This window comes from Bdellovibrio sp. ArHS (assembly GCF_000786105.1).
In the GTDB taxonomy this organism is placed as follows: Bacteria; Bdellovibrionota; Bdellovibrionia; order Bdellovibrionales; family Bdellovibrionaceae; genus Bdellovibrio.
In genome coordinates, this window is the sequence record NZ_JTEV01000039.1 from 1 (window position 1) to 12,714 (window position 12,714).

General features: G+C 47.5%; 10 protein-coding genes. 6 read left to right on the forward strand and 4 right to left on the reverse strand.

Features of this window, described 5'->3' with window-relative positions:
* Positions 1-97 precede the first annotated feature (97 nt).
* From OM95_RS16285 to OM95_RS16295, 3 genes are all read left to right on the forward strand, one after another.
* Positions 98-2,449: a Tex family protein gene (locus tag OM95_RS16285; protein WP_041876194.1), complete on the forward strand. Its 2,352-nt coding sequence runs from the start codon at positions 98-100 to the stop codon at positions 2,447-2,449.
* Between the two features lie 361 nt (positions 2,450-2,810).
* Positions 2,811-4,199 carry a TldD/PmbA family protein gene (locus OM95_RS16290; protein WP_041876196.1) on the forward strand — a complete coding sequence of 463 codons (1,389 nt, stop codon included), beginning with the start codon at positions 2,811-2,813 and terminating at the stop codon, positions 4,197-4,199.
* Positions 4,199-5,539 (forward strand): TldD/PmbA family protein, encoded by a 1,341-nt coding sequence (locus OM95_RS16295; protein ID WP_041876199.1) that lies wholly within the window; start codon positions 4,199-4,201, stop codon positions 5,537-5,539. The genes OM95_RS16290 and OM95_RS16295 overlap by 1 nt, the downstream gene beginning before the upstream one ends.
* A 3-nt stretch (positions 5,540-5,542) precedes the next feature.
* Here OM95_RS16295 and OM95_RS16300 read toward each other — a convergent pair whose 3' ends face one another.
* On the reverse strand, positions 5,543-5,986 hold the full coding sequence (locus OM95_RS16300) for an LEA type 2 family protein (RefSeq protein WP_291516671.1): 444 nt from the start codon (positions 5,984-5,986) through the stop codon (positions 5,543-5,545).
* Positions 5,987-6,118: 132 nt separating this feature from the next.
* Here OM95_RS16300 and OM95_RS16305 point away from each other — a divergent pair, with 132 nt between their 5' ends.
* The gene (locus OM95_RS16305; RefSeq protein WP_041876205.1) at positions 6,119-6,352 is read left to right on the forward strand and encodes a hypothetical protein; all 234 of its coding nucleotides are present in this window, start codon (positions 6,119-6,121) and stop codon (positions 6,350-6,352) included.
* A gap of 24 nt (positions 6,353-6,376) precedes the next feature.
* On the opposite strand, the gene OM95_RS16310 is transcribed toward OM95_RS16305, so the two are convergent.
* The 3 genes from OM95_RS16310 to OM95_RS16320 all read right to left on the reverse strand — a co-directional run bounded on the left by OM95_RS16310 (position 6,377) and on the right by OM95_RS16320 (position 8,824).
* Positions 6,377-7,405 carry an SDR family NAD(P)-dependent oxidoreductase gene (locus tag OM95_RS16310; protein WP_041876207.1) on the reverse strand — a complete coding sequence of 343 codons (1,029 nt, stop codon included), beginning with the start codon at positions 7,403-7,405 and terminating at the stop codon, positions 6,377-6,379.
* A gap of 10 nt (positions 7,406-7,415) precedes the next feature.
* Positions 7,416-7,913 (reverse strand): hypothetical protein, encoded by a 498-nt coding sequence (locus OM95_RS16315; RefSeq protein ID WP_041876209.1) that lies wholly within the window; start codon positions 7,911-7,913, stop codon positions 7,416-7,418.
* 134 nt (positions 7,914-8,047) lie between these two features.
* On the reverse strand, positions 8,048-8,824 hold the full coding sequence (locus tag OM95_RS16320; protein WP_041876212.1) for an HAD-IIB family hydrolase: 777 nt from the start codon (positions 8,822-8,824) through the stop codon (positions 8,048-8,050).
* A 179-nt stretch (positions 8,825-9,003) separates the two neighbouring features.
* Here OM95_RS16320 and topA point away from each other — a divergent pair, with 179 nt between their 5' ends.
* Complete coding sequence (topA, locus tag OM95_RS16325) at positions 9,004-11,718, forward strand: type I DNA topoisomerase (RefSeq protein WP_041876214.1); 2,715 nt, start codon at positions 9,004-9,006, stop codon at positions 11,716-11,718.
* 79 nt (positions 11,719-11,797) lie between these two features.
* The gene (locus OM95_RS16330) at positions 11,798-12,697 is read left to right on the forward strand and encodes a hypothetical protein (protein WP_041876216.1); all 900 of its coding nucleotides are present in this window, start codon (positions 11,798-11,800) and stop codon (positions 12,695-12,697) included.
* Positions 12,698-12,714: the final 17 nt, after the last annotated feature.

The following is a 12,714-nucleotide window of genomic DNA, read 5'->3' on the forward strand; positions in this document are numbered from 1 at the left end:
TCTCCTTACGATCCTACACATGGCCTGATCATGTTCCGTCACAAATAATTGATTTAATTTACTCAACCTTAAATTCCCAATTAAATCTAGAGGTTCTATGGATCAGGCTCTTCAGAGTTATTTGGCTCGTATTGTCCCCACTGTTTCCGCAAAATCAGCTCAGGCTGTTATTGAACTTGCGGCAGAGGGTGCTACCGTTCCTTTCATCGCTCGTTACCGTAAAGAAAAAACCGGCAATTTGGACGAAGTTCAAATCCGTGCGGTTATTGAAGGTCACGAAACTTACAACGAAATCGTCAAGCGTAAGGCCTTCCTGATTAAAGAAATCGGGGAACAAAACAACCTTACTGCCGAAATTCAGAAGCGTATCGAGCTTTCATGGGATTTGGGCGAACTTGAGGAAATCTACAAACCCTTCAAGAAAAAGAAGAAAACCAAAGCAACCATTGCCCGCGAAGCTGGCTTGGAGCCTTTGGCAAATTGGATTTGGGAGATGGGCCATGGTTTGATCAAAGACGATCTGACTATGGAAATGAAGGCGAAAAACTTCCTCAATCCGGCCGCAAAAATTCAGACTTACGAAGAAGCGCTTAAGGGTGCTCAAGACATCATCGTTGAGAAGATTGCCAACGATGCGGATCTTCGTGCCATGGTGGCTAAGAACTACAATGAAAAAGGCCGTATCGTTTCTAAAGCGGCAAAAGGTTTCAAACCAAATTCCAAGTACGATATGTACAAAGAATTTGAAGAGCCTGTTAAGAATTTGATGGATGCCAAAAACAATCACCGCTATTTGGCGATGAGACGTGGCTGGCAAGAAGAAGAGCTTTCTGTTGACGTCAAGGGCGACGACGAAGAGATTTTGAAGTCTTACGAAAAATTCGCCACGTCGACTCCTGACAACGCTATCGGAGACTACTTGAAACAGTGTGCTCGTTTGGCGTTGAACGTGTACGTTCTTCCTTCTGTTGTGAATGAAGTTCATCGGGTTCTTAAAGAAAAGGCCGATACGGATGCGATCAATGTTTTCGCGGAAAACGTTCGTAAGCTTTTGTTGGCGTCTCCGTACGGACCAAAATGTGTCTTGGGTGTCGACCCGGGTTTAAGAACGGGTTGTAAAGTGGCTTTGATCGATAAGTCAGGCGCTTTCATTTCTCATACAGTTCTTTACACATTGGGTGACGATGCTGACAGAAAAGCGAAAGCTCTTTTCGGTGACGTTTTAAAGCAAATCCAAATCGAGGCGATTGCCGTCGGTAACGGAACTGCAGGTCGTGAAACCGAGTCTTTCCTAAGAAAAGTTTTGAAAGATCTTGGTAAGAATATTCCAGTGGTGATGGTTTCTGAATCCGGTGCTTCCGTGTACTCAGCTTCCGAAGCCGCTCGTGAGGAATTCCCGGACCTTGATGTGACGGTTAAAGGCGCGATTTCAATCGCACGTCGTTTGCAAGATCCTTTGGCGGAACTTGTGAAGGTCGATCCCAAATCCATCGGTGTGGGTCAGTATCAACACGATGTCAGCCAATCCCAATTGAAAAAATCATTGGAAGCGGTTGTTGAGTCTTGCGTGAACTCTGTTGGCGTTGACGTTAATACGGCCTCAGCGGCGTTGTTGTCTCACGTAGCTGGCATTGGTCCGGCATTGGCAAAAGGTATTGTGGAAGCTCGTAAAAAGACGCTTTTTACAGACCGTTCTGAACTTTTGAAAATTCCTAAGTTTTCTGCGAAAGTTTTCGAGCAGGCGGCTGGTTTCCTCAGAATTCCTTCTGGAAAGCAAGTTTTGGATTCCACAGGCATTCATCCTGAGCGTTACCAGGCAGTGACGGATATGGCGAAAGACCTTGGCGTTTCTTTGTCTGAGATCATCGGCGAAGGTGCCAAAAAACTTTTAGCGCAAAGAACGAAGTGGGCTCAATTAGTCGGTGAGTTTACTTTTGATGACATCGTGAAAGAACTTGAAAAACCAGGTCGTGATCCGCGTGATCCATTCAAGGTTTTCCAATTCCGTGATGACATCATGGAAGTCAAAGACCTTCAAGAAGGCATGATCTGCCCGGGTATCGTGACTAACGTTACGAACTTCGGTGCTTTCGTTGATATCGGTGTTCACCAGGACGGCTTGGTGCATATTTCGGCGCTTTCGCACAAGTTCGTTGATGACCCTCGTAAGGTGGTTAATCCAGGCGATCATGTGACGGTGAAAGTTCTTAAAGTAGACCAGGTTAAAAATCAGATCTCTTTGACGATGAAAATGGATGACGCTCCGGAAGCTTCGGCTCCGCGTGGCGAAAGACGTCCTGATCAGCGCAGTGGTGGTCCAAGACCTGCGGGTGGCGGACGTCCTCAAGGCGGTCGTGATCAGCGTCCTTCTGGTCCTCCACCGAAGCCTGCAAATCCGTTTAACAACCCATTTGCAGCATTGATGAACGTTCCAACGAATAAAAAATGACCGGCAGATTGCAGAACCGAGGCGCCTTAGGGCGCACCGGCTGAAGCCGCTTCCGGAAAAATTTAAAGGAGAATTACCATGGCAGTAAAAGGCAAATCTAAAAAAGGCATCCGTCATAAGAAAAAAAGAATTGCGACTAAAAAACGCATGATCAAAGCAAAAATCCGTAAATAAGATTTTTGAGCTTTTAAAGTGAAAGCCCGCTTAAAATGCGGGCTTTTTTCTTTCCCCTTAGGTCCTTGGTACTTTTGTTTAAAGTATCAATTGGCAGTACCGACCCCTGTTTCTGTTGCAGCTTGTTCGAAATCGCTTTAGCAGCGGGTTTCTTTAGGGATATCCTTATTGGATAAGGAGGTCTCTAATGATCGTTCAACCTCACATTCTGACAAAGGCCCTGGATGCGGCTTTAAGCACCGGTGCTGATTTCGTGGATATCTTTCTTGAGGACACTTATTCTTCTCAACTTTCCATTTTAAATTCCAAACCTGAGCAAGCCATTGTGGGCCAGCTTTACGGGGCGGGGATTCGTTTGTTTTTCGGTCACGAGATTGTTTACGTTACGACGAATGATCTTTCTGAAGAAGGCCTAGTCAAAGCGGCGCTGAATGCAGCGAAGAGCCGCGGGCAAGGGGACGCTAAAAAATCAATGCCGCTGATGCAGGTTCCTTTTGATTCCATCCACACCTATGGCGAAAAGCCGTGGGAAATGGATCGCGCAAAAAAACTTCAATGGTTGAATTCCGTGGATCAGTACTCTCGTGCTCGTAGCTCGGCTGTGACGCAAGTCGAGGCCGGTTTAAACGAAAAGTTTCAGAAAATTCAAATCGCCAATTCTCGTGGTTTGATGGCTTATGATGAGCGCGCTTATACGCGTCTTCGTATGGAAAGTTTTGTTGAGTCGAATGGTGTGAAAGAAAGCGCCTCGGAAGATGAGGGTCATATGGGCACCTCGGAAATCTACGACCAGATCGACTTGAAGTCTTTAGCGGAAATGGCCGTGGATCGTGCCATGATGTTGACGACGGCAGCCTATGCTCCTGCCGGTGAAATGCCCGTGGTGATAGACAACGCCTTCGGCGGCGTGATTTTTCATGAGGCTTGTGGACATGGATTGGAAACGACCAGTGTTGCCAAAGACGCTTCTGTGTTTTGTGGAAAGCTGGGACAGAAAATAGCCCACGAAAGCGTGACAGCGATTGACGACGGTACTATTGAGAACGGTTGGGGCTCGCTGAATCTTGACGATGAAGGCAATAAAACTAAAAAAACGACGTTGATTGAAAACGGTGTTTTGAAGTCTTACATCGTCGATGAAATGGGTGCTCGCCAGACGGGATATGCGGCCACGGGCAGTGGTCGTCGCCAATCCTACAAATTCGCTCCCGCCTCGCGCATGCGAAACACCTACATCGCCGCAGGTAAGGATAAGTTTGAAGACATGATCCGTGATGTGGACTACGGCTTATATGCGAAAAAGATGGGTGGTGGCTCGGTCAATCCGGGAACAGGCGATTACAACTTCCAGGTGGGTGAAGCTTACATTATTCGCAATGGCCGCATTGAAGAACCTGTAAAAGGTGCTTGTTTGATCGGTCGAGGGATCGACACTCTTGGAAAGATCACAAAAGTTTCTGATGATTTGAAACTGGCCCGTGGTATGTGCGGATCTGTCAGCGGATCTATCCCGGCGGCCGTGGGTCAGCCGCAAATTCTTGTTTCCAGCCTGATGGTTGGGGGGAGAGCGAAATAATGGATACCATTAAAACAAACTTCGAAAAAATTGCGCAACAAGCACGTTTGGATGGAGCGAAAGTTGAAATGCTTCTTTCCGGCGGGGAAAGTTTAAGTATCGGTTATCAAAAAAAGAAACTGGATGCCTTTGAGTCGACACAATCACAGATGGCTGGCTTTCGTGTGATTTTGGGTGGAAATCAAGGTTATGCCTATACGGAAAATCTTTCGGAAGAATCTTTGTTAAGAACTTACCGCGAAGCCCTGAATAATGCGAAGACTGTGCAAAAGGGGGAAGGCTTTGAAGTGCCCTTGGCTAAACCCTCGGCGTTTCAAGCGATGAATCTTTTTAATCCTGAAAATATTGAAATGGACAAGCAGATGGAGATCGCAAGGCTGCTGGAAGAAAAGTGCCTTGATAAAGATGCGCGCGTGCAGTCGGTGCCTTATTCAAATTTTGATTCGTCCATCAGTTTTAAACGTATTCTAAATTCAGAAGGTTTGGATCAGGAGTTTAAACAAACTTACTACTCGGGTTACGCATATGCCCTTGCCAAAGAGGGCGAGTCTTCAAAAATGGGCGGTGAGGGATTCTTCGCGCGTAAGTTTTCCGACATCAACGTGGATGAGGTTGTGCGGGAAGGCGTGCAGAACGCGGTGGACCGCTTGGGAGCACAGAAACTACCAACCGGAAAATATGCCGTCGTTATTGATCGCACTCAGTTTCCGATGATTCTTGCCATGATTAACGACTATTTTTCCGCGAAAGAGGTTCACGAAGGTAAATCTTTGTTTGCCGGAAAGCTGGGACAAAAAATTGCTAGCGATAAGTTTCAGTTGGTGGATGACCCCTTCGAACTTCGTGGTTCGGCGGTCAGACCTTTTGATGATGAAGGAGCGGCTTCGCAGAAGACGGTCCTTTTGGAAAAAGGAATTCTTAAAAACTTCCTGACAAATTTAGAATACTCCAAAAAAATGAACTTGCCGCATACAGCGAACGCCAGTCGCAGTCCGGCTTCGCAATCTTCTATTGCGCCGACCAACTTGATCGTCGCCAAAGGCACGAAGTCGTTGCAGGAACTTTTGAGCTCTTACGACAAGGTTGTGCATCTTAAAGAGTTTTCAGGCGGACTGCATGCGGGCTTTAAAGAATCCACGGGCGATTTCTCGATGCCTGCGGAAGGTTTTTTGTATGAAAATGGCAAGCGTGTCGGAGCCATCGATCAGTTCGTGATGTCCGGAAACGTTTTGGAGCTTCTGCGTGATATTGAAGAGCTGGGAAATGAATATAACAAGCCCGGCAGTTCGCGTATTTGTCCCGATGTTTTGGTTAAAAGCCTGAGCTTCGCAGGGGCGTAGGCCTTATCGAAGCTCGACTTTTCCTTCTTTTGTGAAGGGGATGGTGGCGAAAGAAAATTTCGCGTCCCCTTCGATCTTATACGGAAGTTCTCCTTGAGTCAGAATAGATCCCAGGTGTCCCATCAAATCACCGTATTTGACGGGCAGGGGCAGCTCTATATTCGCGTCCTGAGCTGCGGGGATCTTGATAGCCGAATTTGTTTTTGCAGTGGTCAGTTGTTTGTCGCCGATATAAACTTTGTAGGCCACCTCTTCAACTTCAATAGCAAAGCGATTCGGATTTTGCACATTCACGACAAAAACCAAGGTGGTGCCCGACAAGTTTGTATCTTTCGCATAGACACTTTGCAGTTTTGCTTCTGGTTTTTCAGCCAGCCCCAGAAGACCTTTGCCGGAGCATGCAGACAGTGCTGTAAGAAAAAGAGCTACTAAAAGTCGACTTGTCATTTCTGTTTCCTTTGCAAACATAAACTTATTCGCTCGTTAACAGAGTCGCAAGCGGAAAGTCCACTGAGCAAATACAGCTCCGTCCCTTTTCCCGGGCATGGTAGTTTTGAAGAATAAGCAAGGAGGCTCTCAATGGGAACTTGTGAAAACTGTGGCAATGTCTATGATAAGGCCTTTCGGGTCACGATCGGGGATGAAGAGCACGTGTTTGATAGCTTCGAGTGCGCCATTAATATTTTGGCACCCCGATGCGAGCACTGTCGTACCCGCATTATCGGTCACGGGATGGAAGCGCAAGGCAAGATCTATTGCTGTGCTCATTGCGCCCATCACGATAAGGTGAATGAATTGAAAGATCGAATTTAATTTCTCAAAGGTTCTAGACGGTGCCTAGAACCTTTGTTCATTATTTCTGCGAGCCGCATCTTCGGATAATCGAGTTGCTACGGACGGGGACAGGGTCGAGTGAGAGTCCATTCCCAATTTCTTGGTGTTTTCAATACTGGGTGTGGGCAGAAGACTGTTCGTCAAGGCAAGAAGATCGGCATGAATCTCCGGGAACAGATGCTGAAAGCCGATCGCGAGCTTCGCGGGCAATGAGATAGTCAACTCGGCCTTGCCATACTTCATCGCGCGAATGATTTGTCGGGCGGCGGATTCGGCACTGACCGTTAAAAGAGGCATGGAACCCGCAATCGAAAACCAGGCGAATTCATTTTCGTGCTGACCTTTGAACTCAGCATGTCCTTGCGAACCCGTGCGCATCAATCCGGGAAAAACGGTGGTCACATAGATATTGTCTTTCATTAGCTCAGCACGCAAAGTCTGCGAGTATCCAGCTAAAGCAAATTTTCCCGCGCAGTACGGGGCCAGATGCGGAACGGCCATTCTGCCACCGATAGAGCTAATATTTACGATACGACCGCCCTCTTTTATCAGGTAAGGGCGAGCCGCCTCAATGATGTTAAAGGGCGCCCAAAAATGAACGTCTAAAGAATCGCGGAACTCTTGCTCTGTGGCGTTCACATAGGGCATGACAGAAATGACTCCGGCATTATTGATGACGACATCCAGTCTTTTAAAGTGATCCATGCAAAAGCGCACAGCCTTCTTAGCTTGCTCGGGCTTCGCGGAATCACAGACTTGAAAAATAACTTGGGCATGGGGGTGATTGAACTGAATCAGATTTTGCGCTTTTTTCAGTTCCTCTTCATTTCGCGCCAGCAGGCACACCGAGGCTCCGTTTTCGACAAGTTGGTTTGCAAGCACGAATCCCAGGCCTCGCGATCCACCAGAGATCAACACCACTTTGCCTTCTAGGCTGAAGCGGCGAAGAGCGCCTTTAATCGTGTCATAGGCCAGATAGCCCAGAAGTCCCAAACCCACATATTTAGCAATGGTGCGGGAAGTGTTTTTCATGATTTTTTCCTCAATATTCTTTGTAGTGACGGCCGCGGCGCAAATCTTCCTGAAAGCGCTCTTCCGTATTATTTTCGTTGTGATGATATTCAAAGTTTCTTTGGTGCCCGGCGCCCATATGCGGATAGTGGTGATCTGAATGACACTCCCGAAAACGATCCTGACAGATTTCGTTGTAGCGATCCTGGGGCGCCCAATCAGAAATATTTTGAGGTTCGTTAAGATATTCGCTTCGGCGAGTTTCTCGTCTGCGCCCACGATTGTAATCGCGATTCATGCTTTCATCGGCATTGTCAGAGTTCTGATGACGATCGCGTCGCGAACGGCGCTCGTCTTCTTCGTCACGGTAGCCCGAGCCATGATTTCCTTCGCTGTAGTTTGAAACAGGACGAGATCGATGGCGAGGGCTCTCGTCGCGTTGAAGACGGTGGGTCCCGTGGTATCTTTCACTGCCGTGAGATCCTTGCTGGCGCGAATAATTGTCCTGGTGAGATCTGCGCTGTGGCATGTGCTCCTCCTTCTCTACCTCATTCCGTTGGAAGGGGTGCAAAAGAGGAGCCGCTTTAAAGTGGCGCAGTTATAGTTGGTGAAAGAAAGGGGGCAGATCTCCTTAATGGAATTTGCGGAAATGCCCCAGCGAAACTATCGGTGTTTAAGAATCGCAGCGGCGATTTCAGTGAAGCCCATTCCGCCGCGTTGTTGCGAAACATAAGTCGGTTTGTTTTTAATTTGGTCAATGAAGTTTTGAATGTTTGCGACGGCGAAGCTGTTGGGAAAATAGGCAAACATCGGCTCGTCGTTAGGGGAATCCCCACTGAATCCGCAAACTTTCTTCGCCTCGTCAGAGCTTATAGAAAATTCTTTTTCCAGAAATTTTAAAGACATTGTCAGTTTGTCATAGCTGCCGAACCAGCCGTTGACATGAATGGAGCTGACTTTGGCTTGGGCGCCATGCTTATGAAAGATATCAACAATCTTTTGCACTTCCGTGCGCGGCAGGGCGGGAACATCTTCACAGAAATCGATCGCCAAATCCATCAGACGGCAAAATTGATCGCTTGCCAGATCGCAGCCCGGGACCTTTTCTAGAATTTCTTTTTCAAGGGAGTTTAGCTTCTGGCGGTTTTCTGCCTGAGTTTTTTCATCGAAGAAAAAATGGCGCTGCATTTTCTTTCCGTGATAGCGAAAATAGAATCCGCCATTTTCACCGACAATTCCACTGACGGGCCAGACTCTGGCAATCATCTCGCACCAACCGGCCGGACGACCTGTTACGGGAATCACATGAACGCCGGCCTCGTGTAGCTGCCACAAAGCCGAGTACGCTTCAGGACCCAAATGACCTTCATCGGTCAGGGTGTCATCGATATCAGTTAGAAGAAATTGGAGTCGTTCGGAAAACTTAGAGACGTTTTGCATGCATAAATTATCAACCTGGTTCCTTTTTTAAACAAAGGGAAGCAGGTACCTTTGGTATGGCTTGTCAAAAATTAGACTTGCACCTGAAAGCAATCGCCTTCATTTTTTGTCTATATATATAGGTCGGGCTGCAAGAGTCGTTATCTCTCGACTTTGGATGAGCCCTTAGGAATTAAAGCATGGCCAAAAAAAGTGAAGCATCTGATGGCATTAAGCTGGTCGTTGTCGAGTCGCCGACGAAAGCCAAAACCATTCGCAAATTCCTCGGGAAAGATTACGTGGTTGAGTCCTGCATGGGGCATATCCGTGATTTGCCACAGTCAGCGAAAGATATTCCAGAAAAAGTAAAAAAAGAAAAGTGGGCGCAGCTCGGCGTGAACGTCGACAAAAACTTTGAGCCTTTGTACTGCGTTCCTAAGGACAAGACTAAAGTCGTAAAGAACCTTAAAGATAAATTAGAAGATGCTTCTGAGCTGTATCTGGCGACGGATGAGGACCGCGAAGGGGAATCGATCAGCTGGCATTTGCTTGAGGTCTTAAAACCCAAAGTTCCAACCAAACGAATGGTGTTCCATGAGATCACCAAAGAGGCGATTCAAAAAGCGTTAAAAGACACACGCGAAATCGACCTGAATCTTGTTCGAGCCCAAGAAGCTCGTCGTATTTTGGATCGTTTGGTGGGGTATACAATTTCTCCGCTTCTCTGGAAGAAAGTGGCCTATGGCCTTTCCGCGGGTCGTGTACAGTCTGTGGCCGTGCGTTTGATCGTTGAAAGAGAATTAGAGCGCATCCGCTTTAAAAAGTCTTCTTATTGGGGCGTTCTAGCCGAACTTTCCAAGGACGGTGTCAATTTTGAATCGCGCCTTCAGCAGTACAAAAACCAAAGAGTGGCGACGGGGAAAGACTTTGATGGTTTGACCGGTCAACTGACGGCGGGAAAAGACGTCCTTGTTTTAGACGAAAAATTGGCTGCGAAGTTATCGGCGGATTTGAAAGCTGGGGCTTGGAATGTCACGGATGTCGAAGAAAAACCGACATTCAGAAAGCCCGCGCCTCCGTTTATCACGTCGACTTTGCAACAAGAGGCCAATAGAAAACTAGGCTTGAGTTCCCGTGAAACCATGCAGGTTGCGCAAAAACTTTACGAGCAAGGTTTCATCACTTACATGCGTACGGACTCGACATTCTTGTCCAACGAAGCCATCACGGCATCGCGCGATTCTATCGGCAGTAAGTACGGAAAAGAATACTTGCCTCCGCAGCCGCGCACTTATGCAGCTAAAAAGGTCAAGGGCGCGCAAGAGGCCCACGAAGCGATTCGTCCTGCAGGAAATCAGTTCATGGATCCGGATGAAACAGGCCTGACGGGCACGCAATTCCGTCTTTATGATTTGATCTGGAAAAGAACCATCGCTTCACAGATGGTGGATGCTCGTCAAAAGCAAGTCAGTGCGAAAATTCAAGTCGGCGACGCTCTTTTCGGAGCTTCGGGAATGACTATTGAATTTGCCGGCTTTCTGCGCGCTTACGTGGAAGGCAGTGATGATCCTGAAGCAGATTTGGCGGAACGCGAAGTGCGCTTGCCTGCTTTGAAAGTCAAAGATGCCGTGAAGTGCGCGAAATTAGATCCGACGTCTCATGAAACCAAACCGCCGGCTCGTTATACCGAGGCCAGCTTGGTTCAAACGATGGAAAAAGAAGGGATCGGTCGTCCGTCCACTTACGCTTCCGTTATTGGAACCATCATTGATCGTGGTTATGTTCGCAAAAACGGCACAGCCTTAATTCCAACCTTTACCGCGATGATTGTGTCGAAATTGCTTAGCAGTTATCTTTCCGAGTACGTGGATTTAGGATTCACCTCGGAAATGGAGCAAAGCCTTGATACTATCGCTGATGGTGATTTGGATTGGGAAAAATATTTAGCGTCCATTTATAAAGGCCCGAAAGGTTTGCGTGCGCGGGTGGATACTCAGGAAGAAAAAATCAATCCTGACGAGGCCCGCACCATGACGTTGGAGGGAATGGATAAATACAAATTCCACGTCGGACGCTATGGCGCTTATGTCACGACTAAGCGGGATGGTGAAGATGTCAGCGCGTCGTTGCCTGACAATGAGTCGCCTGCCGATATCACTCCGGAAATTGCCGAAAAACTGATCGACCAGAAAATCAATGGTGCGGATGCCTTGGGAAAAGATCCCAAATCAGGTTTGCCTATTTATGTTTTGAATGGTCGTTATGGTCCTTATGTGCAACTGGGGGACGTGACTCCGGATGACGATAAACCGAAGCGGGCCTCATTGCCGCCCAACACGCAGCCAGAACAAGTGGACTTGCAAATGGCTTTGGATCTTTTGTCTTTGCCGAAGCTTTTGGGGTCGCACCCTGGCACCGGCAAAGAAATCAAGGCGGGCTTGGGACGTTTTGGTCCGTTCATTGTGCATGACGGGGATTATCGTTCCATTCCGAAGGGCGAAAGTATTTTTACGATCACTTTAGAGCGCGCTCTTGAGATGTTAAGCCAACCTAAAAAAGGTCGTGGCAAGGCCGCACCTTTGAAAGAGTTGGGCGCTTATCCTGATTCCGGCGATGCTATTCAGGTTTACAACGGACCTTATGGACCTTACATCAAATGCGGTAAGGTGAATGTGTCTTTGCCTGAAGGAACAACTCCGGACACCGTGACTTTGGAGCAAGCCGTTGCTCTGATTAACGAAAAAGGAGGCCCGGCCAAGGGCAAAGGCAAGGCGAAAGCAAAAGGAAAAGCGGCGGCCAAATCCGCAGCTCCCAAAGCAGCTCCTAAAAAGTCCTTAAAACAAGCCGAGACGGCGAAAGAAAAAGCGCAGGCGTTGGGTGTCAAAAAAGTAGTCACTCGCAAGTCAAAAAAGTAATTTGTTCATCCCCCTTTTCGCGAGGGGGATTCTTTGCTAAATTTGCTCCACGTTATTCGGTCTATGCGTTGGAGTTTGTATGAGTAACAGTCCCCTGAAGGGACAATTAGAGCTGGGTATCAACCGGGCACCAGAGAAGGACAGAAACTTTCATCTGGGCGGTCGCAGCTTCTATTTCTTCGACTTCGACGACAATATTGCCTTTTTGACCACGCCGCTGATCCTTTTTCATAAAGCGGATCGCAGTGAAGTTAAAATTTCCAGCGGAGACTTTGCTCAATATCATCAGACCATCGGAAAATCCGGTCTTTATGGTGACTATGAAATAGATTTTTGCGATGTCACCGGGACATTCCGCAATTTTCGCGATCACCACATTGAAGACCTCGAAAAACTTCAGGGTAAAAAACAGATTTTCGTTCAAGATGTTGCTGAGGCGCTGGGTTTTCCAGATTTTCAATGGAAGGGGCCTTCTTGGGAATGTTTCTATCATGCGACGTTTAATCAACGTCCTTTGTCGGTCATCACGGCTCGTGGTCATCATCCCGAGACGCTGAAAGAGGGCATCCGCGTCTTTGTTCAGAACAAACTTCTGCCTTTGGAACCCAATTACTTGAGCGTCTATCCGGTCAGTCACAAAGAGACCCGCGCCTTATTGGGCGATTCCGAGTTGAAAGAAGGCACCGCAGAGCTTAAACAACGCGCCATTCGTGCGAGCGTTGAAATGGCGATTTCAACTTATGGTTACAATCCCCATCATCGTTTTGGAATGTCCGATGATGATCCTAAGAATATTCAGCTTATTGCCGAAGAGATGACTCGACTTAAGGCGAGGTTTCCAGAGATGTCCTTCTTTCTCATCGAAACTCAGCACGGCAACTTCGTGAAACACGAGGTTAAAATGGGCGGCCTACGCGGTGAAAAAGTGGAGAACCTCTCACAACTGTCGTTCTTCGAAGAAGATCGACAAAAGTCTTAAAAATTTCGAACAAGTCC

Coding starts and splice junctions, on each gene's coding strand:
- OM95_RS16285 (WP_041876194.1), top strand. CDS start 98: ATGGATCAGGCTCTTCAGAGTTATTTGGCTCGTATTGTCCCCACTGTT.
- OM95_RS16290 (WP_041876196.1), top strand. CDS start 2,811: ATGATCGTTCAACCTCACATTCTGACAAAGGCCCTGGATGCGGCTTTA.
- OM95_RS16295 (WP_041876199.1), top strand. CDS start 4,199: ATGGATACCATTAAAACAAACTTCGAAAAAATTGCGCAACAAGCACGT.
- OM95_RS16300 (WP_291516671.1), bottom strand. CDS start 5,986: ATGACAAGTCGACTTTTAGTAGCTCTTTTTCTTACAGCACTGTCTGCA.
- OM95_RS16305 (WP_041876205.1), top strand. CDS start 6,119: ATGGGAACTTGTGAAAACTGTGGCAATGTCTATGATAAGGCCTTTCGG.
- OM95_RS16310 (WP_041876207.1), bottom strand. CDS start 7,405: ATGAAAAACACTTCCCGCACCATTGCTAAATATGTGGGTTTGGGACTT.
- OM95_RS16315 (WP_041876209.1), bottom strand. CDS start 7,913: ATGCCACAGCGCAGATCTCACCAGGACAATTATTCGCGCCAGCAAGGA.
- OM95_RS16320 (WP_041876212.1), bottom strand. CDS start 8,824: ATGCAAAACGTCTCTAAGTTTTCCGAACGACTCCAATTTCTTCTAACT.
- topA (WP_041876214.1), top strand. CDS start 9,004: ATGGCCAAAAAAAGTGAAGCATCTGATGGCATTAAGCTGGTCGTTGTC.
- OM95_RS16330 (WP_041876216.1), top strand. CDS start 11,798: ATGAGTAACAGTCCCCTGAAGGGACAATTAGAGCTGGGTATCAACCGG.